The sequence below is a fragment of the Curtobacterium sp. KBS0715 genome (assembly GCF_005938005.2).
In the GTDB taxonomy this organism is placed as follows: domain Bacteria; phylum Actinomycetota; class Actinomycetes; order Actinomycetales; family Microbacteriaceae; genus Curtobacterium; species Curtobacterium flaccumfaciens.
In genome coordinates this window covers 1,667,120-1,688,834 of sequence record NZ_VCCA02000001.1, presented here as the reverse complement: position 1 = coordinate 1,688,834, position 21,715 = coordinate 1,667,120, and the positions used below count along the sequence as shown (strand labels likewise).

Genomic DNA, 21,715 nt, shown 5'->3' with positions numbered 1-21,715 from the left:
CGATCACGGTGCGGGCCTTCACGCTGAGGACGACGGAGCGGGCTACGCCGACTTCTCGACACGCTTGGCCCGGGGCCGCGGGACGATCGTCGGCGCCGCGTTCTCGAGCACGGACTCGCGGGTGATCACCACGCGGGCGACGTCGTCGTCGGACGGGACGTCGAACATCACCGGGCCGAGGACCTCTTCGAGGATCGCCCGGAGCCCGCGGGCACCCGTCTGGCGCAGCACCGCGAGGTCCGCGATGGCCTCGAGCGCACCCTGGTCGAACTCGAGCTCGACGCCGTCGATCTGGAACATCCGCTGGTACTGCTTCACCAGCGCGTTCTTCGGCTCGGTCAGGATCTGCATGAGCGCTGCCTGGTCGAGCTGCGACACCGTGGTGACGACGGGCAGACGACCGATGAACTCGGGGATCAGACCGAACTTGTGCAGGTCTTCCGGCAGCACCTCGGAGTAGAGGTCCTGGTGATCGGTCGCGCTGTGCAGGGGTGCTCCGAAGCCGATCCCGCGCTTGCCGACGCGCGAGGACACGATGTCCTCGAGCCCGGCGAACGCACCCGCCACGATGAACAGCACGTTCGTCGTGTCGATCTGGATGAACTCCTGGTGCGGGTGCTTGCGGCCGCCCTGCGGCGGGACCGAGGCGACCGTGCCCTCGAGGATCTTGAGCAGCGCCTGCTGCACGCCTTCGCCCGAGACGTCGCGGGTGATCGACGGGTTCTCGGCCTTGCGGGCGATCTTGTCGACCTCGTCGATGTAGATGATGCCGGTCTCGGCGCGCTTCACGTCGTAGTCGGCGGCCTGGATGAGCTTGAGGAGGATGTTCTCGACGTCCTCGCCGACGTAGCCGGCCTCGGTCAGGGCGGTGGCGTCCGCGACGGCGAACGGCACGTTGAGACGCTTGGCCAGCGTCTGCGCCAGGTAGGTCTTGCCGCAGCCGGTCGGGCCGATGAGCAGGATGTTCGACTTGGCGATCTCGATGTCGTCGCGGTCTTCGGCGGCGGTGATCTGCCCCTGCGCCCGGATGCGCTTGTAGTGGTTGTAGACGGCCACGGCGAGGGCGCGCTTCGCCGGGTCCTGCCCGATGACGTACTCCTGCAGGAAGTCGAAGATCTCCCGCGGCTTGGGCAGTTCGAAGTCCCCGCTCGAGGTGTCCTCGCCGGCTTCGGCCAGACGTTCCTCGATGATCTCGTTGCAGAGCTCGACGCACTCGTCGCAGATGTAGACGCCCGGTCCGGCGATGAGCTGCTGGACCTGCTTCTGGCTCTTGCCGCAGAACGAGCACTTGAGGAGATCGCCGCTCTCTCCGATGCGTGCCATTCCCGTGCCTCCCTGATTGGACATGCCGGCCGCGCTGTCGCACCACCGCTGGTGCACCGCTGCTGGTGGGCACCTCGTCGTGGACACGAGCCTAACCGCAACCGGTGACACCGACCGCGATGCCCCTCCGGAATCCGCCCGCGCGTTCGCCCAGGGCGTGCGAGCCTGCTACGGTGATCCGGACTTCTCTACATCTTGTAGAACAGCAGGTGCAGAACCACCCCGGAAGGAACCCCATGCAGAAGCGTCTCGCCGCCGGCGGCGCCGTCACCCTCGGTGTCGCAGCCGTCATCGTCCTCGGCAGCGCCACGGCGGCCAGCGCACACGTGTCCGCCACGGCCACGTCGACCGCAGCGAACTCGTACACCACGGCGACCTTCTCGGTCCCGCACGGCTGCGACGGCTCCCCCACGACGAAGATCCAGTTCCAGGTGCCGGAGTCCGTCATCGAGGTCACGCCCACCGTGAACCCGAACTGGACGATCACGAAGGCGACCGAGCCCTACACCGACCCCTCGGCATCGGACGAGGACCACGCCGAGACGGCCGCCGAGCGCGTCACCAGCGTCACGTACACCGCGAAGACCCCCCTGCCCGCCGACGAGCGCGACACCTTCGCACTCTCGTTCTCGCTGCCGGACGGCAAGGTCGGTGACCTCGTCGAGTTCCCCGCGATCCAGACCTGCGAGAAGGGCAGCGTCGAGTGGAACCAGGAGCAGAAGGCCGGCGAAGCCGAGCCCGAACACCCGGCCCCCTCGATCACGCTGACCGCCGCCGAGGCGACGGACGACGACGGTGACCCGATCGCCGCGACCCCGACGGCCGAGGCCGCCGGCACGACCGCCTCGAGCGACCCCGACCTGGTCGGCCGCTTCCTCGGCCTCGGCGGCCTGGTGCTCGGCGCCGTCGCCTTGGTCGTCGCCGTCGCCGGCACGCGTCGTCGGAGCTCCGCCAAGTGACGCAGCGCGGCTCGCGTCGGTCCCGGCCCCGGTCCTCTGCCTGGAGGCTCGTGGCCGGGACCGCCGCGGCCGTCGCGATCGCCGGTGGTGCGGTCCTCGGGCTCGCCGGTCCGGCCAGCGCGCACAACTACCTGATCTCGTCCGACCCGGAGGTCGGCGGCACCCTGACCGAGCTGCCGAAGACGTTCGACATCACGACGAACGACAGGCTGCTCGACATCGGCGACTCGGGGTCGGGCTTCGCGTTCCGCATCGTCGGCCCCGACGGCAGGTACTACGAGGACGGCTGCGTCGACGTCGAGGGGCCGTCGATGACCACGACCGCCGCACTCGGCGGATCCGGCAAGTACACCGTCGAGTGGCAGATCGTCTCCGCCGACGGGCACACCGTGTCCGACGAGTACCCCTTCACGTGGAAGGCGCCGTCGGGCTTCACCCCGGCCTCGGGTGCGGCGAAGCCCCCGACCTGCGCCACCGCCGGTGACGACGACGCCGGCTCGGACACCACCACCGGCACCGCCTCGGGGTCGAGCGACTCGGCGGCGTCCGACGCGATCTGGATCGGCGCCGGCGGCGTCGTGCTGGTCGGCGTGGTCGTCGCGGTGCTGCTGCTCCTGCGCCGCAAGCCCGCCCCGGAGTCCGACGACACCGAGGACTGACCACCGCGCAACGACGAAGGCCCCGCACCGTTCGGTGCGGGGCCTTCGTCGTTCCTGCTGGTGCTACTTGACGAGCGCCGGCAGGTTCTTGCGGCTGGTGAGGACCTGGTCGATCAGGCCGTACTCCACGGCTTCCTGCGCGGACATGATCTTGTCGCGCTCGATGTCGTGGTTGATCTCCTCCGGCGTCTTGTTGGAGTGCTTCGACAGCGTCTCCTCGAGCCAGGTGCGCATGCGGAGGATCTCCGCTGCCTGGATCTCGATGTCGGACGCCTGACCGCCACCCTGCTGGGTCGCGGGCTGGTGGATCAGCACACGGGCGTTCGGCAGCGCGAGGCGCTTGCCGGGGGTACCACCGGCGAGCAGCACCGACGCGGCCGAGGCAGCCTGACCGAGGCAGACCGTCTGGATCTGCGGACGGATGTACTGCATCGTGTCGTAGATCGCCGTCATCGCGGTGAACGAGCCACCGGGCGAGTTGATGTACATCACGATGTCGCGGTCGGGGTCCATCGACTCGAGCACGAGCAGCTGGGCCATGACGTCGTCAGCCGACGCGTCGTCGACCTGCACGCCGAGGAACACGATGCGGTCCTCGAACAGCTTGGCGTACGGGTCCTGGCGCTTGTAGCCGTAGGCCGTGCGCTCTTCGAAGCTCGGCAGGATGTACCGATTGGACGGAGCCGGGACGTTCTGCGCGCCACCGAGCATGGGGAGATGCATTCTCGTTTCCTTTTCTTCGGTGGTGATCAGGACTGGGCGTCGGGCTCGGCTGCGCTGGTGGGCGTCTCGCCGTCGCCGACGGTGCCACCACCGCCGATGACCTCGGCGCTCGAGGCGCGGAGGTGGTCGACGAAGCCGTACTCGAGCGCTTCCTGCGCCGTGAACCAGTTGTCGCGGTCGTTGTCCTTGAGGATCTGCTCGACCGACTTGCCGGTCTGCTCGGCCGTGAGCTCCGCCATGCGCTGCTTCATGTCGAGGATGACCTTGGCCTGCGTCTGGATGTCGGCAGCGGTGCCGCCGAAGCCACCGGACGGCTGGTGGAGCAGCACGCGCGCGTTCGGCGTGATGTAGCGCTTGCCGGGCGTGCCGGAGGACAGCAGGAACTGTCCCATCGACGCGGCGAGGCCGATGCCCACGGTGACGATGTCGTTCGGGACGAACTGCATCGTGTCGTAGATCGCCATGCCGGCGGTGATCGAACCACCGGGCGAGTTGATGTAGAGATAGATGTCCTTCTCAGGGTCCTCGGCGGCGAGCAGCAGCAGCTTGGCTGCGATCTCGTTCGAGTTGTCGTCGCGGACCTCGGAGCCGAGCCACACGATCCGGTCTCTCAGAAGGCGGTCAAAAACACTGGGGTTCAGTGTTGCTTCGGCCATGGAAAAGCTCCCGTTCAGTTGTCGCTTGTTGTCGAACTTATCGGGTGCAACGCACCAGTTCTCGTCTGTTCGCCGACAGCAATGCGGTGGTGCGGAAAACACGAGACGGGAGGCACGGTGCCAGCTGGCACCGTGCCTCCCGTCTTGCATGCTGGTGGCGTCGAGATCGTTACTCGGCGTCCCCTGCCGGCTCCTGCGCGACGCCCGCCGTGAAGGCGGACAGGTCGACTGCGTCGCCGTTGGTGTCCTTGACGGTCACCTTGGACAGGACGGTCGCGACCGCCTTCGAACGGGCGACCTCGCCGACCATGCCGGGGATCTGGCCGTTCTGGTCGATGACCTTGATGAACTCGGCCGGCTCCATGCCGTACTGCGCGGCGGCCTGGATGAGGTACTGGGTCAGTTCCTCCTGCGAGACCTGGATCTCTTCCTTCTCGGCGATCGCGTCGAGGAGGATCTGCGAGCGGAAGGCGGTCTCGCTGGACTCGGAGACCTCCTTGCGGTGCTCCTCGTCCTCGAGGCGGTTCTCCTGCTCGAGGTGACGGTGCACCTCGTCGGCGATGAGCTGCTCCGAGATCGGGATGTTGACGTCCTCGGTGAGCTTCTCGACGAGCTTGTCGCGAGCCGCGGCACCCTGACCGAAGGTCTTGGACTTCGCGATCTGCTCCTTGAGGTCAGCCTTGAGCTCGTCGATGGTGTCGAACTGGCTGGCGATCTGGGCGAACTCGTCGTCGGCCTCGGGGAGCTCGCGCTCCTTGACGGCGGTGACGGTGACGGCGATCTGGGCGGTCTCGCCCTCGCGGTCGCCACCGACGAGCTTCGACTCGAAGGTCGTCGACTCACCGGCGGTCAGGGACTCGAGCGCCTCGTCGATGCCCTCGAGCAGGTCGCCGGAGCCGATCTCGTAGGAGACGCCGGTGGCCGAGTCGACCTCGTCGTCGCCGATGCTGGCGGTGAGGTCGATCTGCGCGAAGTCGCCGGTCTTCGCCGGACGGTCGACCGTCACGAGCGTGCCGAAGCGGGTGCGGAGGTTCTGCAGTTCCTCTTCGATCTCGTCGTCCGACACCTCGACGGCGTCGACGGTGAGCTCGTACGAGGAGTAGTCCGGCAGGTCGAACTCGGGGCGGACGTCGACCTCGAAGGTGAGGACGAGGTCGCCGGTGAAGTCCGCGACGTTCGGCAGCTCGGCGACGTCGGCCTCGGCACGGCCGAGGATGCGCAGCTCCTGCTCTTCGACCGCCTGGCGGTAGAAGTTGTCGATGGCGTCACCGACGGCGTGGTTCAGGACCTCGCCGCGGCCGACGCGCTGGTCGACGATCGCCGGCGGGACCTTGCCCTTGCGGAAGCCGGGGATGTTGATCTGCTCGGCGATGTGCTTGTAGGCGTGGTCGATGCTCGGCTTGAGATCGTCCGGCGTCACGTTCACGGTGAGCTTGACGCGGGTGTCGCTCACCTTGTCGACGGTGCTGGTGGCCAAGGGATGTTCTCCTGTTGGTTGACGTTCGTGTGGTCGGTGGTGCTCGGAGGACCTGGTCGGGGCGACAGGATTTGAACCTGCGACCTCCCGCTCCCAAAGCGGGCGCTCTACCAAGCTGAGCTACGCCCCGTTGCTTCGTGCCAGGGATCAGCCGCGCACGCTGAAGGGCGCACGCGACCCCGGTGAGTCTAGCGGTCCGACGGCGCGCTGTTCCCGGGGGTTGCTCAGTCGTCCTCCGCGGCGCGTCGCAGACCCCGCCGCCACCGGATCCCGACGGCCACCTGGACCCCGAGGGCAGCCACCGCGAGCAGCAGTCCGACGACGATCCGCCAGACGTGCAGCAGTGCGTGCGCGGGCTGCGACTGCGGGTCGCCGAAGAGGTCGGGGCGCAGGGACAGGACCGCGGCGGCGAGGACCACCAGCACGTAGGAGACCACCCGCGACCAGCGGATGGTGCGCTCCGCACCGGCGTCCGGCTTCGGGATGACGCGCGTCGGCATGTCGGTGCTCGTTCGTCCGCTACGATGGTCGGGCTGCGCCTGGTGCGCAGGCGCGGGGATGTAGCTCAATGGTAGAGCCCCAGTCTTCCAAACTGGCTACGCGGGTTCGATTCCCGTCATCCCCTCCGAATCCTCTCCGTCAGGGGTCGGCGAACTCCAGGGTGATCTGCGAGGTACCCGCCGTCCTTCGGGAACAGCGACGTCGTCCACGTCACCGACCTGACCGGCACTCGTGCGGGGATCACACCCCGGCGCTACGGGCGCCGAGACCCGCGGACAAGGGCTATCGGGTGCCGACTCTGAGCCCTACTCTCGTTCGCGTGAACAAGCACCTCTCCTTCGCCGTCATGACGCTCGCGGCAGTCAGCATCGTCGCGAGCACGGCAGCGATGCCGGCGGGCGCGGCGTCCGCTGCCCCTACCCAGACCACCGCGACCGGCGAACCGACGCCCACGGCGACCGCGAAGAAGTCGAAGCGAATCAAGAAGGCCGAGAAGCGGGTCCTCGCTGAACTGCCCGATGCGCCGATCTGGGAGGGCCTGACTGTCAACGGGGTCAGGGTCAGCAAGCGCGTGATCTGCGTAGACCGCACTTGGGCTCCGGGCGGCGGACCGGACGACAAGGGCGGCAACGCCGGGTACGTCGTGGTCAAGTTCCCCAAGAAGAAGAGCGGCAAGGTCAAGCTCGGCGACCCGCAAGACGGGTTCTGCGCCGACTACGTGCCCCCGGCTCCGGCAGCCAAGGTCCACGTTCCGAAGAAGCTCAAGAAGAAGAAGGGCCTGCTGGTCAGCACCAAGTTCGGAGACAAGTGGCCGCTGACGGTGCCCTACGCGGTCGTGCGCTGCAAGAACATCACCGCGGGCGGCATGGATCTGAACGTCGTGACACTCAAGGCTCCCGACGGCACCCGCTACGCCGTCAACGGCACCGCGCAGGACCACACGTCGTACCCGGAAATCGACCCCGTCTGGGCACCGAATCCTGACGTCGACGGGTTGAGGATCGACATCTCGCCCGTGCTCGAAGCGGGGCTGAAGCTCTGCAAGTAGCAGCAGCTCGCCGACCCTCCGACAAGCTCTCCCACCGCGCGCCGCCACTCCTGACCGACGTGAACCGCCACGATCGCACACGCGCACGGGACCGATCCGTCCTCACGGTGTGACTCAGGCGACGGATGCCCGCCAGTCGATCGCCTTAGACCGCTCCGAGCGGCGCTTCTCCGACTTCCTGCCGCAGCATCCGGTAGTGCTGCTCCCAACCGGGAGTGCCGCGTCCAGCAACGTGCAGCGCGGTCCGGACGGCACCGAGCGCACGGTCGAGTGCACCGGACTCGTCGTCCCCGTCGACACCGATCGAGAAGGTGAGCGTGCCGGTCGACAGGTCAGCGGTCAGGTCCTGGTCGTGGACGTCGTCGAGGTCGAAGAGTGCTTCCGCGATGGCGTCGAAGTCCGCCGCGAGGGCTGCGCGCGGATCGTCCGCTACCCCGGGTTGCGCCACGCACTCGAGTCGCACGAGGTAGTTCGTCATCACGTTCTCCTGTTCTCACAGCCCGTTCGCGCGAGCCGATACTTCAGATGCACAACGTATCAAGGGCAAACAGCCCGACAGCGACGCTGAAGCCCACCGCGATGGCTGTGGGAAGGTCTCGCGATCGACGTACCTGTGGAGGACTGACGGTCGGTGGCTCTCCGTCAGGGGTCGGCGAACTCGAGCGTGATCTCCGGGGAGTCGCCGAGCTCCGCCCGGGCACGCTTCCGCTCCGCCGCACGCAACGGCACGAGGTAGCCGCCGTCCTTCGGGAACAGCGACGTCGTCCACGTCACCGAGCCGATCGTCACGCGCGCCGGGATCACACCCCACCCGTAGGTGATCACCGGCGCGAGGTCAGCGATGACCTCGGCGGCGTCCGGCGGCACGACGGCGAAGAAGAACGGTGACGGGCCGCGCCACTCGATCACCTCGCCGCGGAACTCGAGCTCCATGCGGCGATCGTACGGCCGCGGCATCGAGCGCGCCGGGCCGGGCCGGGATTCGTTGTCGGTGGATGGCGGTTCCGGTTCACGATCGCCGGGGTCTGCGAACCGGAACCGTCACGGGCGAGGAGGAACTGGTGCCTCCCCCTGACCAGCGGGACCCGGACGACGGACGCGCCCCGCGCCTCCAGGCCGGAGCCGGGGAGCACGGAGCGCGAGCCGCCGTCAGGACGGACGCGTCAGCGGTACGACGCGGCCTGTCCGTAGAGCACCTTCGTGAAGGAGGAGACGTAGGCGGACTCGTCGCCTCCCGGCAGGTTGTACGTCATGAAGACGCCGTACCCGTCGGCCTTCGTGCGCTGTGCGAGCGACACCGCGGTGGCCTGCGGGGTGTTCTGGATGTCGACCGCGGCGGCGGACAGCTTCGACTTCGGCAGGCCCGGGATCGTCGGCGCCGTGTAGGTGCCGTAGTACGGGTTCCAGGCGTAGTCGAGCTTGCCGCCGATCGACGGGCTCGCGGTCTTCAGGGCGTCGGACGACGGGCCGATGTCGTAGAACGAGATGATCTTGCCCGGCATGTCCGCACGCAGGGCACTGATGAGCCAGCCGATGGACTGCTGGTTCGGCTGCGGGGTACCGTTCACGCCGTAGTCGGAGTACTCGTCGTCCAGGTCGACGCCGTCGAGTCCGTACTTCTTCACCGTCGCCGAGACCTGCGCCGCGAAGTCCCGCGCCGCGGCCTTCGTCGGGAAGTTCGCGAGGCCGGCGCCCTGGTGGTTGCCGAGCACCGAGAGCGTGACCTTGATGCCCTTGGCCTGCAGCGGGCGGATCTGCGTGGCGGCCTGGTCGAGGGTGCGCTGCACGTTCTCGTTGTTGTACAGGACCGCCTTGCCGTCCTCGTAGTTGATGTTCGCGGCGAAGATGATCGCCACGTCGAACGCGTTCGCACCGTTCTCCAGCGTGTACCGACCGACGTTGGCGAGCTCGTCGTTGTTCACCTCGACGTAGGCGATGCTCGTCGGCCCCGACTTGGTGGGCGCAGCGTGGTGCCCGTGGCCATGACCGTGGCCGTGCCCGCCGCCGTGGGACGAACCGTGCCCGTGCCCGTGGCTGGACCCGGACGAGGAGGGCGCCGCGGACGCTGCGGCGGGCACCAGTGGTGCCGCGAGCATGGCGACCAGTGCGGTCGCGATGCTGAACTTCGTGGACTGCTTCATGTGGTTCCTCCTTGGGTGGGACGGGCGGTTGGTCGGTCAGTCGGTCGGTCAGTCGGTCAGGCGCGCGGGAACCGGAAGGTGCGGACCTCGTAGGCGTCGACGGCGAACGAGGACGCGGCGGCGGACGACGCCCCGGCGTCACCGAGCGGTTCCTCGAGCAGGGTCACCTCGACGGCAGCGCCGAAGGTCGCCTCGTCGGCCGAGACCGCGATGGCCCCGGTCCCCCGCTGCCCGGACGGCTCGTAGACGCGCACGACCAGGTCGCCCGACCGGTCGTCGGCGAGCTTGACACTCGACAGCACGACGTCGCCGGACACCTGCACCAGCGGCGCGAAGCCGTGCGCCCCGGTGATCGTCCGAGCGCCCGCGTTCATCCGCACGCCAGCCGACGTGGCACCGAGCTGGTCGGTGCCGATGACGATGCCGTACCGGTGCGTCTGCACGCCCTGGTCGGTCTCGGGGTCCGGGAACCGCGGTGCCCGCAGCAGCGACAGCCGCACGGTGGTGGTGACGTGCCCGTCGACGGCGTCGCGCGTGGTGTCGAAGCCGTGGATCGAGTCGTTCACGAGCGCGACACCGAAGCCGGGCTCGGCCACCAGCACGTAGCGGTGCATCGAGGTCTCGAACTTCGCGGCCTCCCACGAGGTGTTGGTGTGCGTCACCCGCTTCTGCGCGCCGAACTGCGTCTCGGCGACGGTGTGCTCGGCGCGGACGTCGAGCGGGAACGCCACCTTGAGGAACTTCTCGGTCTCGTGCCAGTCGGTCACCTGGTCGAACTCCAGGGTGCGGGACCCCGGCGCCAGGACGATCTCCTGCGTCACCGTCGAATCACCGAACGCCCGGGACACGACGACCCGTGCGACCCCGGACTCGTCGACCGACGCGGTCAGCCCGGTGGTCGACACGAGGTCCTCGACGCGGTTGCGGTAGTACCGGTCGACGTCCCACGCGTCCCACATGTTCGGGAAGTCCTGGTGCAGCTGCAGCAGGTTCGCCGCCTGGCCGGCCGCGATCGCCTCGCGCCCGCTCGCCAGGTCGACGGCGCTTGTCACGAGCCCCTGCCCGTCGACGACGACCCGCACCAGGTCGTTCGCCAGCACGTACCCGCCGTCCCGCTCGGTCAGGGACACGGCGGTCGCCACCGCCACGTCGGTCGCCACGACGGCGCCCTGCGCGGGTGCTCCGGCCTGGAGGAACGGGGCCGGGTTCACGACGACGGCCGCGTCCCCGGTGCCGGCGAGCGCCGAGAGCGCCTGGTCGATGATCGCGGTCAGCGCCGCGGCCGTCTCGGCGTACCGCTCGACCGCTTCGCGGTGCACCCACGCGATCGAGGTGCCCGGCAGGATGTCGTGGAACTGTTGGAGCAGGACCTGCTGCCACAGGGCGTCGAGCTCCTCGTACGGGTAGGCGAAGTCGGTGCGGGCGGCGGCGGTCGCGGCCCAGAGCTCGGCCTCGATGAGCAGCTGCTCGCACCGGCGGTTGCCCTGCTTCGTGCCGTGCTGCGACGTGAGCGTGGCCCGGTGCAGCTCGAGGTACAGCTCCCCCACCCACACTGGCGGATCGGTCAGCTCGGACTTCGCCCGGTCGAAGAACGTGTCCGGGTGCTCCCAGCGGACCTTCGCGCTGCCCTCGAGGTCCGCCAACCGTGCGGCGGTGCCGGTCATCTCGCGGGTGGTGCCACCGCCGCCGTCGCCCCAGCCGACCGGGGCGATCGAGCCGGTCGCGAGTCGGTTCTCGCGGAACTGGCGGGAGGCCTTCGCGACCTCGCTGCCGGACAACCTCGAGTTGTAGGTGTCCATCGACGGGAAGTGCGAGAACACCCGCGACCCGTCGATGCCCTCCCACAGGAACGTGTGGTGCGGGAACTTGTTGACCTGGTTCCACGAGATCTTCTGCGTGAAGAACCACTCGAAGCCCGCACGGCGCATGAGCTGCGGCAGCGCCGGCGAGTACCCGAAGCTGTCCGGCAGCCAGACACCCTTGGGTCGGATGCCGAACTCGCGCTCGAAGAACCGCTGGCCCTGCGAGAACTGCCGGACGATGCTCTCGCCGGTCGGCATCACGGTGTCGGACTCGACCCACATGCCGCCGATCGGCAGGAACCGGCCGGCCTCGACCGCGGCCTTGACCCGCGCGTAGACCTCGGGGCGGTGCTCCTTGATCCACGCGTACTGCTGCGCGCTCGACATGCCGTACAGGAAGTCGTCGGTCTGGTCGATGAGCTCGGTCATGGTCGATGTGGTGCGGGCGACCTTGCGGATGGTCTCGCGCACGGGCCAGAGCCAGGCGGAGTCGATGTGGGCGTGCCCGACGGCCGAGATCGTGTGCGCCGAGGCCTCGGCAGGAGCGGCCAGCACCTCGGCGAGCGCCGCACGGGCGTCGCCGGCGGTCTCCGGGATGTGCTGCAGGTCGAGCGCGTCGAGGGCGTCGTCGAGGGCCTGCAGGATCCGCATGCGTCGGGGTCCGGCGGGCAGCTCGGCCTGCAGTTCGAGCAGGACGTCGATGTCGAGGGCGAGTTCGTGCACCTCGGACTCGAAGACGGCGAGCTCCATCCGGCGGGTGGCGTAGAGGCGCTTCGAGGACGAGGTCTGCACGTCGCCCTCCTGCGTCGGCAGGAAGGGGTGGTAGTCGAGCAGGACGGGGTTCGACGCGGCCTCGACGAACAGTTCGACGGTCTCGCCGCCCTCGGCCGGTTCGGTGACCAGGACCCACTGGTTGCGCGGGTTGATCGACTTCACGGGGGTACGGTCGGCCAGGTACACGAGTCCCTCGCACTGGAACCCGGGCATGTTCTTGTCGAAGCCGAGGTCGATCACGGCCTCCACCCGACGTCCGGCCCACTCGGTCGGCACGGTCCCGGTCAACCGGAACCACGTCGTGCCCCAGGCCGCACCCCACGGAGTGCCGACCTCGTAGGGCTCGAACGTGAGCGCGAGCCCCTCGGTCGGCGGGACCGGCTCCCCCGGCAGCTCGTGCCAGGCGGCCTGGAGGGCCGTCGTGGTCGCGTGCACCGCGGGGGTGATCCGCTCGTCGAGCACCCGTCGGGCGCGTCCGGTGGTGAGGGGGATGTCGTCGTGCATGGGGCCTTCCGGGGTCAGGGCGTGGTCGCCGGGTGGGCGACGCGGACGGTGGTGGTGTCGAGGTCGGAGGGCACGTCGACGCAGCGGTCGATGCCGCGGGCGGCCAGCAGCGCGGTGTCCGACAGCCGGGAGCGCAGGACGACCTGCGGGCCGCGGCCGTCCGGTGCGGCCTCGGCCAGGGCGAGCCAGGCGGCGGCGAACCGACCGCCGGGGGCGCAGTCGGCGCGGGTGCCGTGCCGGTCGGTGCCGTCGGGCAGCACGTCGTCGAGGACGAGCGCGGTGGTCGGGGGTACGGCGCGGGCGTCGCGGGTGTGCTCGGCGCGGGCGAGGACGGCGAACGCCTCGCCGGCGGGCTTCAGCCGTCCGTCGTTCGTGAACAGCCCGAGGTCGTACTCGAGCTCCGGGAAGTCCGCGAGCGACCGGGCGACGTCGTGGGAGCACCACCACGTCACCCCGAGCACCTGCTGCGCGTCGAGGACGTGCCGGATGGTCTGCTCGGTGAAGGCGGCGGCGTCGGCGGGGTCGACGACGTTGGTGGGGGCGCCGACCTCCTGCAGCCAGTTCGGCCGGGCGGCGTCGCGGTTCCAGGCCGCGGCGAGCTGGAGCAGGTACTCCCCGTGCCGCACCGAACCGGCCCCGAGGGCGCCGTGCAGGGCCGCCGAACCGTTGAACACCCACGAGTGCGTGACCGTGGCGTCACCGTGGTCCGCCGCGTGCTCCGGGCCGAAGGGCTGGGCGTCGTCGTACCAGGCCGCGTCGTACTGCGCGACGGTGACCAGTGGACCGGGGCGCGACCCGGTGGCGGGCGGGACCGTCGAGGCGGGGTCGAGCCGCGCCTCCAGGCCGACCGACACGGACGACGCGACCGACGCCGACGCCCCGTCCGACAGCCCCGCCCGCGCCGCCGCGACCATCGCCGCCGCCCACGCGTGTCCTTGCTCCGCCGTGATCGCGTGCGGTGCGGGGTGCGGCGCGTGTGCGAACTGGTTGACCTCGTTGCCGATGGTGATGCCGAGCAGGTTGGGCTTGTCGGCGACCGCTCCGGCGAGCGCCCGGACGTACGCGGCGGTCGACGCGACCACGTCCGGGTCGGTGAACATGTTGCGGCGGTGCCAGCTGTCCAGCCAGGACGGCACGAAGTCGAAGCTCGACAGGTGCCCCTGCAGGGCGTCCACGTTGACGTCGAGTCCGAACGAGCCGGCGAGGTCGACGACCGTCGCGACGTCGTCGAGGGCTTGCTGCCGGATGAGTGTGCGGTTCGGCTGGACGACCGGCCAGAGCGGGAAGATCCGCACGTGGTCGGCGCCGATCGACGCGATGGCCTCGAGGTCCCTGGCCGTGTCCGACCGCGAGAAGTCGAGCCACGAGTGGAACCAGCCGACCGAGGGCGTGTAGTTGACCCCGAACCGCATCAGCCCTTCACACCGCCCTCTTCGACGCCCTTGAAGAAGAAGCGCTGCAGGACGGCGAAGATCACGGCGATCGGGATGAAGGCGATCATGGTGCCGGCCGCGATCATCCGCTGGTCGGTGGCGAACGTGCCCTGCAGGTACTGCAACCCGACGGTCAGGGTGAGGTTCTCGGGCGACTGCAGCACGATGAGCGGCCAGAGGAAGTCGTCCCAAGCACCGATGAACGAGAAGATCGCGATGACCGCGATGGTCCCCTGCACGGCGGGCAGCGAGATGTAGCGCAGGCGCTGCAGGGCGTTCGCACCGTCCATCACCGCGGCTTGGTCGATCTCCTCGGGGATCTGCCGGAACGCGTTGAACATCAGCAGGACGTTGAGCGCCGCGATCATGCCGGGCAGGGCGACGCCGACCAGGTTGTCGGCGAGGCCGAGGTCCTTCACGGTGACGAACTGGGAGATGATCGTCGCCTCGCCGGGCAGCACGAGGGTGCCGAGGAACAGGCCGAGCACGAGCTTCCGGTGCCGCCACTGCAGACGGGCGAGGGCGAACCCGGCCAGGGTCGCGAACACGATGTTGCCGAGCACGTCGATCGCGGCGACGAGCAGCGAGTTGCCGATGTACCGCCACACCGGGATCGCGGCGGCGACCTTCAGGTAGTTCTCGATGGTCGGTTCGGACGGGATGAACGACGGGTTCGCCGTGTAGATGTCCTCACCGGCGCCCTTGAGCGACGTGGACAGCTGCCACAGGAACGGGCCGATCGTGATGAAGAGCACCACGATGAGCAGGACGTAGCGGACGACTTTCTCGCGGGTGGACATGACGCCCCAGACCGCGCGGCGCCGCTTGCGTCCGTCGCGTCCCTTCTGCCTGGAGGCCCGTCCCGCGCCCGTCGCGCCGGTCACGTCCGGCGTCGGGCTGGCTGCGCCCTGCGCGCCGCCGATGACGGGTTCGGTCGTGCTGGTCGTGTTCGTCACTTGTCCGCCTTGCTGTTCATCCGGGCGAGGGCGAGCATCGGCACGAGCGTCACGACGAAGAGCAGGAGGCTCAGGGCGGACGCGTAGCCGAGGTTGCCGGTGAAGCCGCGGGCGTACTGCTGGATGAGCATGACGAGCGAGTTGTCCTGCCCGCCGGGCCCGCCGGTGCCGTTCGTGAGGATGTAGAGCTCGCTGAACACCCGGAGCGCGGAGACGCACACCAGGATCCCGACGAGCGTCATGGTGCCGCGGACCCCGGGCATCGTGACCGACCAGAAGCGCCGGACCGCGCCGGCGCCGTCGAGCGCGGCGGCCTCGTGCAGGTCCTTGCCGACGTTCCCGAGGGCGGCCAGGAAGATGATCATGTAGTAGCCGAGCCCCTTCCACACCGTCAGGCTGATGGCGCTGAGGAGCAGCAGCCAGCGGTCGGTCAGGAACGGGACGCTGCCCTGCACGACGCCGAGGGCCTGCGCCATCTCGTTGATGACGCCGCGGTCGTCGAGGATCCACGTCCAGATGAGCCCGACGACCACCGCGGACGCGATGACCGGCGTGTAGAACGCGGTGCGGAAGAACGCGATCCCGGGCAGCTTCTGCTGCACGAGCACCGCGATGAGGAGCGGGAGGACCGTCAGCAGCGGCAGGCACACCGCCATGTAGATGACGCTGTTGAGCAGCGCCTCCCACACCTGCGGATCAGCGAGCAGGGTCTCGAAGTTCTGGACCCCCACCCACTGGCTGACGCCGCCGAGCGGGCTGGCGTTCGTGAACGACAACCGGACCGTGTTGATCGAGGGCCACAGGCTGAACGCGACGAGCCAGATCAGTGCCGGCAGGACGAGCAACCAGGGCGTGTACCAGCGGTTCGCACGCATGACGATCCTCCCTCTTCCTTCTCCGGGGCCGGATCAGCCGTTGGCCAGCAGGCTGTTCATCTTGGTCTGGGCGGTCTGCAGCGCCTTCTCGGGCGCCACCTGGCCCTTCATCGCGAGGGCGATCTGCTGGTCGAGGAAGTCCGTCATCGCGGAGTTCGCCTCGACCGGGTTGATGACCTTCGCCGTCTTCAGGGCCTCGTTCGCCAGGACCCGGGCCTCGCCGTTCACGGTGCCGTCGTCCTTCGAGAAGTACGGGTCGGACTGCGACGACGTGGTGGACGGGAAGATGTTGACCTCGTGGGCGAACGCCTCCTGGTTCTTCGCGTTCGTCATGAACTCCGCGAAGGCCTCGGCGGTGGCGAGGTGCTTCGACTTGCTCGAGACCGACAGGCCCTGCACGTAGAGCGGCGGGGTGTCGAGTGCGGGGCTGACGGTGACCTTGCCCTTGAGCGACGGGTTGTTCTTCTCGAAGTCGGCGAGCGAGGTGGCCCCACCGGTGGTCCAGGCGACCTTGGCCTGTGTGAAGAGGGTGGAGTTGCCGAGGTAGTCGCTGTTCAGCACGTTGGAGGGCATGTAGCCGTCCTGGTACGCGTCCTTGTAGCGGTCGATCAGGTCGGCGGCCTTCGCCGAGTCGGCGAAGGTGAACTTCGTGCCGTCGGCGTTGAGCACCTTGACGCCGGCGAGGGTGAAGTCACCGAGGCCGGGCTTCCGGCTCATCAGGTAGTCGGTCGGGCAGTTGTCGTGCATGGTCTTCGCCTGCGTGAACAGCTCGTCGGTGGTCTTCGGCGGGTTCTTCGCGTCGAGGCCGCACTTGGCGAACATCGTCGAGTTCCAGTAGTTCACGTCCGTGTTGAGGTACCAGGGGTACCCGAACGTGCCGTCCACTCCCTTGTACTTGTAAGAGTCCAACGCGCCGGCGACGTACGTGCTGGCGAGCTTCGAGTCGTCCTTCGCGACGTCCTGCAGGAACCCGCGCTTCGCGAGCGGCAGGGCGATGTCCGGCGGCAGGTTGATCACGTCGGGCAGGCTGTTCGACGAGGCCTGGCTGAGCACCTTGTCGGCGTACCCGTCGCCGGGCTGGTCCTGCAGCTTGACCTTCGCGTCCGGGTGGGCCTGCTCGAAGTCCTTGATGACCCCGTTGAGGTACCCCGTGTAGGTCGGCGTGAGCGCCCAGGTCTGCAGGGTGATGGTGCCGCTGATCTCGCCGCCGCCGTTGTCGGCCGCGTTCCCGCCGCTCGAGCAGCCGGTCAGGACGAGCGCCGTGGCGGCGGCCGTCGCGAGCAGCGCGGTGGCGCGGCCCCTCGTCATGCGTGTGGTGGTCCTCATGGCGTCTGACTCCCTCGTCATAGCTGAACCGGTTCAGCAGCATTCACCGAACCCGTGTGTGGCAGCCACTGTGGATGACTAAAGCGCTATAGTCAACCCCGTGGCCACCAAGCGTCGAACGACGATCGCCGACATCGCCGCGCGGGCCGGTGTGTCCATCAGCGCGGTGTCCTTCGCGTTGAACGACCGCCCCGGTGTCTCCGATGAGACCCGTCGCCGCGTGCGCGAGATCGCCCGCGAGCTCGACTGGCAGCCGCACACCGCGGCCCGGGCACTCGGCGGCGCGAAGGCCGGTTCCATCGGGTTCGTGCTGAACCGTCCGGCCCGGACCCTGGGCACGGAGTCGTTCTTCGGCGACCTGATCTCCGGCATCCAGCTCGGGCTCGCCGGCACCCACGTCGGCATGAACCTGCTCGTCGCGCGTGATGCCGAGGAAGAACTCGAGACCTACCGGGACTGGTGGCGCGGACACCGTGTCGACGGCGTGATCGTGATCGACCCCCGTCGCGACGACGCCCGGCTCGCCCTGCTCGCCGACCTCGGCATGCCGACCGTCGTCGTCGGCTCGCACCCCTCACCCGAAGGCGCCGCCCCCACGGTCTGGATCGACGACTCGGACGCCACCGACACCGTTCTCCGGTACCTGCACGCCCTCGGGCACCGACGCATCGCGCACGTCGCCGGGCGGCCCGAGTTCGAGCACACCGCCATGCGCATGGACCGGCTCCGGGCGTTCGCTGCCGACGAGGGACTCGACGACGCGGTCTCGGTACCGACGGACTACTCGGCCGAGGCCGGCGCGAGCGCCACCCGCACCCTGCTGTCCCGGAGCGTCCGGCCGACCGCGATCGTCTACGACAACGACGTGCTCGCCGTCGCCGGGCTGGGCGTGGCGAGCGAGATGGGCGTCGCAGTGCCCGGCGACGTCTCGATCGTGTCCTTCGACGACTCGGCGATGATCCGGCTCGTCCGGCCCGCGATCACCTCGCTCACCCGCGACACGGTCGAGCTCGGGCAGCGTGCGGCGACCCTGCTGCGTGCGCAGATCGACGCCAGCGCCCCGCTCCCCTCACGCCCGGGCCCCTCGCTCACCCTGAGCGTCCGCGAGTCCACCGGTCGCGCACCCGCCTGACCCTGCTGCCCCGGCTGCCCCGGCTGCCTTCGTCTGGCGCGCGCACACCGCACCTGCGCCGGCGCGGGACGACGTGGTCTTCTCCGCGCCGTGACGGTTCTGGTTCACGAAACCCGAGGATCGTGAACCGGAACCGTCATCGATGCGGATAGGAACTCCCTTCCCCCGCCCTCGACGGTCACCGGCGGTTCGTCGGGGGTCGGACCCGCTCGAGGGCCCGTCGCATGGACGACGTCGTACTGAAGCCGAAGCGGGTCGCGACGTCGGACGGGCGGTCTCCACGGCTGAGCGCGCTCCGGACGGCGAGACTGCGGTACCAGCGGCCGAGCTGCGCGGGCGAGCATCCCGTCGCTGCGACGCACCGGCGCTCGAGGGTGCGCTCCGACATGTCGATGCCGACGAGGAGCTCCCGCACGGATGGTCGACCGGCGGGATCGAACAGGCGATCGAGGACCCGCGCGAGACTGTTGTCGCCGAGCATCGGGGGCGGGTTGTCGAGGAGCACCGTCGTGACGACGAGTCCGGCGAGGGCCTGCTGCTGCGCGCCGTGCCACCTCCCGCCGTCGAGGTGCCCGACGTGGCGCAGCGCGAGGCCGACGTCGGGCGAGGGCGCACCGGGCGGACCGGTGCTCGCGAGGGGTGGGAGTGCGAGGACCTCGTCGGCGAGGGGGCCGAGCGTTGCGGTGCCGACGAGGACACCGGTGAGCGCGAAGAGTGCCTCGTGCGGGAACGCGTACGTCTCCGCGGCCTGGGGTGCCCCGGAGCGCTCCGGGCCCGTGCTGATCGTCATCGGCACGTGCCCTTGGACGAGGGCGGCGGTGCCGGCGTCGACGATCGCGATGTCGTCTCCGCGCCGGATCCACACGGAGCGGGACCGCGTCGCCACCCAGGCGTGGGTGCCCGTCGGTTCGACGTCGAGCGTCCAGGCCTCCTCGTCGGACCGGACCTCGGTGCCCGGCCCCACCTGGAGCCCGACGGCGTCGGTCAGTGCTCGGAGCGCGTCACCCATCCGACGAGCGTGATCCACGGGCGGGACGCGGCGGGCGTGGATCGGGTGGCCTGTGGAAGAGGGGGGATAACCCCACCCGGGGTGGGGAGAGGGCAGGATGGGGGAACGGCTCCGCGATCGCGAGGCTGGATGCATGACCGACATCGACCGCCTCGACCAGGCGCGAACCGTCCCGCTGGACGACGTCACGCCTTCGCCCGACCAGGCCCAGACCGTCCCGCTGGGCGACTCCGTGCCCCCTGGAGCCACCAAGCCGATGCCCCAGTACCCGCGCCAGCACCACCAGGACCCCCAGGACGCCCCGCAGTCACCGCCGGCGTCGTGGAGCGCCACCCCTCGGGTCGGGTCCGGCCCGGTCGGTGGTTCCGGTCGCGGGTCCGGCATGACCGCGGGGCAGTTCTACCGCGACGCGTGGAAGCGCCTGCCGCGGGACTTCGGCTACATGGCGCTCACCGCCGTGCTGCTCTGCACGCTGTACTTCGCGTTCCCGGCGGCGGTCTTCGGTGGCGGGTTCCGGGACCTGTTCAACCCCTTCGTCCTGCTCATGTTCTTCATCGCGCTGTTCGTGGCGCGGTGGCTCGGACAGTTCGAGAAGCTCCGCATGAGCTGGGCCGACCGACGTCCGATCCGCCCGGTGGACTGGACGCCCCGCTGGCAGCAGAACTGGTGGACCCGCACGGGCTCGGCCGTCGCCAACCCGCACTACTGGCTCTACCTGCTGCACGCCGCGGTCGTGTACCCGCTCGTCGCGGTCGTGACCGTCGGGGCCGGTGCACTGCTGCTCGTCGGCTTCGCCTGGCCGATCGTCGTGGGCGGACTGTACTTCGCGAACAACGTCCGGGTCGGCTACTTCACGGACAGCGTCGGGTTCGTGACCGGCGTCGGCGCCCTCGGGCTGCTGTCGATGGCCGCCTCGGTCGTGCTCTTCCCGCTCTGGGCCCGCGGCTCCGTCCTGGCGCACTACTGGGTCGACTTCGGCCTGCTGGGCGGCTTCCGGGCCGAGCAACTCGAGCAGCGCGTCGCCGGCCTGCAGGCCTCCCGCGCCGGTGCCGTCACCGCCGAGGGCCAGGCACTCCGCCAGATCGAGCGCGACCTGCACGACGGCCCGCAGCAGCGGCTGGTGCGACTCCGCATGGACCTGTCCGCCGCCGAGCGCGCCTTCGAGAAGGACCCCGAGAAGGCCAAGCAGCTCATCGGTGAGGCATCCGAGCACGCCCAGGACGCCCTCGACGAACTGCGCGCACTGTCACGCGGCTTCGCCCCGCCGATCCTGCTCGACCGCGGACTCGTCGCGGCGCTCGAGGCACTGGTCGCCCGGACCCCGATCCCAGTGGGTCTGGACGTCCGGCTGCCCGAGGGCCTGGAGCTCGCCACGGAGATCCAGCGCAACGTGTACTTCACGGTGAGCGAGCTCCTGACGAACACCATGAAGCACGCCGGCGCCACCACCGCCGGGGTGTACCTCGGCCTGGTCGTCGACGCCTCGGGCCTCTGGTACCTGACCGTCAGCGTCACCGACGACGGCCGAGGTGGTGCCCGACCGCAGCAGGGCCACGGGATCGAGGGCCTGATCGGCCGCATGCGGGCCCTCGACGGCGACCTGGTCGTCTCGAGCCCCGAGGGCGGCCCGACCGAGGCCACCGCCCGGATCCCCCTCGGTGCCCTGAACGGCGTGCCGACGGCGGCGAACCAGCGGTCGTGACCCCACGGGGGCGTCCGCGCTCCCACTAGGCTGGTCGGCATGACAGACGGCCCGGATGCAGCACGCATCCGGGCCGTCGTCGTCGACGACGCCGTCCTGCTGCGCGAGGGCCTGGCCCGCGTGCTCGACGAGGCCGGCATCGACGTCATCGGGCAGTACTCCGACGCCCGGGCCTTCCTGGCGACGTTGCCCGAGGGTGCACCCGACGTCGTGGTGATGGACGTGCGGATGCCGCCGACCTTCACCGACGAGGGCGTCCGCGCCGCCGTCGAGACCCGCCGGATCGCCCCACGGACGGGCGTGCTCCTGCTCTCCCAGTACGTCGAGGCCACCTACGCCGAGGACGTCCTCGCCGCCGGCGCGACCGGCATCGGCTACCTGCTCAAGGACCGCGTCACCCGGCTCGAGGAGATCGACGACGCCGTCCGCCGCATCGCCGCCGGGGGCACCGTGCTCGACCCCGAGGTCGTCACGCAGCTGATGAGCCGCCGCCGCGACCCGCTCGCAGCCCTGACCCCGCGCGAGCGTGACGTGCTCGGGCTGATGGCCGAGGGCCGCACGAACGCCGCGATCGCCCGCGCCCTGGTGATCGGCACCGGTGCCGTCGAGAAGCACGTGTCGAGCATCTTCGGCAAGCTCGCACTCGAGGACACCGGAGAGGACCACCGCCGGGTCCTCGCCGTCCTCGCCTACCTCGGATGAGCCGAGCCCGAGG

20 protein-coding genes and 2 tRNA genes are annotated in these 21,715 nt (G+C 69.7%); 7 read left to right on the top strand and 15 right to left on the bottom strand.

The window, feature by feature from the left end; genetic code table 11:
• Positions 1-42 precede the first annotated feature (42 nt).
• Positions 43-1,323, bottom strand: coding sequence for an ATP-dependent Clp protease ATP-binding subunit ClpX (clpX, locus tag FFG40_RS08135; protein ID WP_017886000.1), 1,281 nt, complete (start codon positions 1,321-1,323; stop codon positions 43-45).
• Between the two features lie 236 nt (positions 1,324-1,559).
• On the opposite strand from clpX, the gene FFG40_RS08130 reads away from it, so the two are divergent.
• A complete protein-coding gene (locus tag FFG40_RS08130) occupies positions 1,560-2,282 on the top strand; it encodes a YcnI family protein (RefSeq protein ID WP_185974135.1) in 723 nt (240 codons plus the stop codon).
• Positions 2,283-2,332: 50 nt separating this feature from the next.
• A complete protein-coding gene (locus tag FFG40_RS08125) occupies positions 2,333-2,941 on the top strand; it encodes a copper resistance CopC family protein (RefSeq protein WP_185974134.1) in 609 nt (202 codons plus the stop codon).
• Positions 2,942-3,004: 63 nt separating this feature from the next.
• Here FFG40_RS08125 and FFG40_RS08120 read toward each other — a convergent pair whose 3' ends face one another.
• The 5 genes from FFG40_RS08120 to FFG40_RS08100 all read right to left on the bottom strand — a co-directional run bounded on the left by FFG40_RS08120 (position 3,005) and on the right by FFG40_RS08100 (position 6,297).
• Complete coding sequence (locus FFG40_RS08120) at positions 3,005-3,664, bottom strand: ATP-dependent Clp protease proteolytic subunit (RefSeq protein WP_027464696.1); 660 nt, start codon at positions 3,662-3,664, stop codon at positions 3,005-3,007.
• A 26-nt stretch (positions 3,665-3,690) separates the two neighbouring features.
• Positions 3,691-4,320 (bottom strand): ATP-dependent Clp protease proteolytic subunit, encoded by a 630-nt coding sequence (locus FFG40_RS08115; protein WP_035807635.1) that lies wholly within the window; start codon positions 4,318-4,320, stop codon positions 3,691-3,693.
• A gap of 169 nt (positions 4,321-4,489) precedes the next feature.
• Positions 4,490-5,797 (bottom strand): trigger factor, encoded by a 1,308-nt coding sequence (gene tig, locus FFG40_RS08110; RefSeq protein WP_027464695.1) that lies wholly within the window; start codon positions 5,795-5,797, stop codon positions 4,490-4,492.
• Between the two features lie 53 nt (positions 5,798-5,850).
• Positions 5,851-5,927: transfer RNA gene (locus FFG40_RS08105), tRNA-Pro, on the bottom strand.
• A 94-nt stretch (positions 5,928-6,021) separates the two neighbouring features.
• Positions 6,022-6,297, bottom strand: coding sequence for a hypothetical protein (locus tag FFG40_RS08100; RefSeq protein WP_111054863.1), 276 nt, complete (start codon positions 6,295-6,297; stop codon positions 6,022-6,024).
• A gap of 54 nt (positions 6,298-6,351) precedes the next feature.
• Here FFG40_RS08100 and FFG40_RS08095 point away from each other — a divergent pair.
• A tRNA-Gly gene (locus tag FFG40_RS08095) sits at positions 6,352-6,422 on the top strand.
• 195 nt (positions 6,423-6,617) lie between these two features.
• The gene (locus FFG40_RS08090) at positions 6,618-7,346 is read left to right on the top strand and encodes a YebY family protein (RefSeq protein ID WP_260678824.1); all 729 of its coding nucleotides are present in this window, start codon (positions 6,618-6,620) and stop codon (positions 7,344-7,346) included.
• A 145-nt stretch (positions 7,347-7,491) separates the two neighbouring features.
• Here FFG40_RS08090 and FFG40_RS08085 read toward each other — a convergent pair whose 3' ends face one another.
• From FFG40_RS08085 to FFG40_RS08050, 8 genes are all read right to left on the bottom strand, one after another.
• On the bottom strand, positions 7,492-7,824 hold the full coding sequence (locus FFG40_RS08085) for a hypothetical protein (RefSeq protein ID WP_138802830.1): 333 nt from the start codon (positions 7,822-7,824) through the stop codon (positions 7,492-7,494).
• Between the two features lie 164 nt (positions 7,825-7,988).
• Entirely contained in the window at positions 7,989-8,279 is a 291-nt protein-coding gene (locus FFG40_RS08080) for a DUF1905 domain-containing protein (RefSeq protein ID WP_138802829.1), read from the bottom strand.
• Positions 8,280-8,509: 230 nt separating this feature from the next.
• Positions 8,510-9,487: an endo-beta-N-acetylglucosaminidase H gene (locus FFG40_RS08075; RefSeq protein WP_138802828.1), complete on the bottom strand. Its 978-nt coding sequence runs from the start codon at positions 9,485-9,487 to the stop codon at positions 8,510-8,512.
• Positions 9,488-9,543: 56 nt separating this feature from the next.
• Entirely contained in the window at positions 9,544-12,567 is a 3,024-nt protein-coding gene (locus FFG40_RS08070) for a glycoside hydrolase family 38 C-terminal domain-containing protein (protein WP_138802827.1), read from the bottom strand.
• Positions 12,568-12,581: 14 nt separating this feature from the next.
• Positions 12,582-13,979 carry a cellulase family glycosylhydrolase gene (locus FFG40_RS08065; protein WP_138802826.1) on the bottom strand — a complete coding sequence of 466 codons (1,398 nt, stop codon included), beginning with the start codon at positions 13,977-13,979 and terminating at the stop codon, positions 12,582-12,584.
• On the bottom strand, positions 13,979-14,956 hold the full coding sequence (locus tag FFG40_RS08060) for a carbohydrate ABC transporter permease (protein WP_220035374.1): 978 nt from the start codon (positions 14,954-14,956) through the stop codon (positions 13,979-13,981). The genes FFG40_RS08065 and FFG40_RS08060 overlap by 1 nt, the downstream gene beginning before the upstream one ends.
• On the bottom strand, positions 14,953-15,831 hold the full coding sequence (locus FFG40_RS08055) for a carbohydrate ABC transporter permease (RefSeq protein WP_027464687.1): 879 nt from the start codon (positions 15,829-15,831) through the stop codon (positions 14,953-14,955). The genes FFG40_RS08060 and FFG40_RS08055 overlap by 4 nt, the downstream gene beginning before the upstream one ends.
• 33 nt (positions 15,832-15,864) lie before the next feature.
• Positions 15,865-17,139: a sugar ABC transporter substrate-binding protein gene (locus FFG40_RS08050; RefSeq protein WP_138802825.1), complete on the bottom strand. Its 1,275-nt coding sequence runs from the start codon at positions 17,137-17,139 to the stop codon at positions 15,865-15,867.
• A 118-nt stretch (positions 17,140-17,257) separates the two neighbouring features.
• On the opposite strand from FFG40_RS08050, the gene FFG40_RS08045 reads away from it, so the two are divergent.
• Positions 17,258-18,289, top strand: a complete 1,032-nt coding sequence (locus FFG40_RS08045) for a LacI family DNA-binding transcriptional regulator (RefSeq protein WP_138802824.1) — start codon at positions 17,258-17,260, stop codon at positions 18,287-18,289.
• Between the two features lie 178 nt (positions 18,290-18,467).
• Here the strand turns inward: FFG40_RS08045 and FFG40_RS08040 are convergent, their stop codons facing one another.
• On the bottom strand, positions 18,468-19,298 hold the full coding sequence (locus tag FFG40_RS08040) for a helix-turn-helix domain-containing protein (protein ID WP_185974133.1): 831 nt from the start codon (positions 19,296-19,298) through the stop codon (positions 18,468-18,470).
• A 133-nt stretch (positions 19,299-19,431) separates the two neighbouring features.
• Here FFG40_RS08040 and FFG40_RS08035 point away from each other — a divergent pair, with 133 nt between their 5' ends.
• Positions 19,432-21,000, top strand: a complete 1,569-nt coding sequence (locus FFG40_RS08035) for a sensor histidine kinase (protein ID WP_138802822.1) — start codon at positions 19,432-19,434, stop codon at positions 20,998-21,000.
• A 39-nt stretch (positions 21,001-21,039) separates the two neighbouring features.
• Entirely contained in the window at positions 21,040-21,702 is a 663-nt protein-coding gene (locus FFG40_RS08030) for a response regulator transcription factor (RefSeq protein ID WP_027464682.1), read from the top strand.
• Positions 21,703-21,715 lie beyond the last annotated feature (13 nt).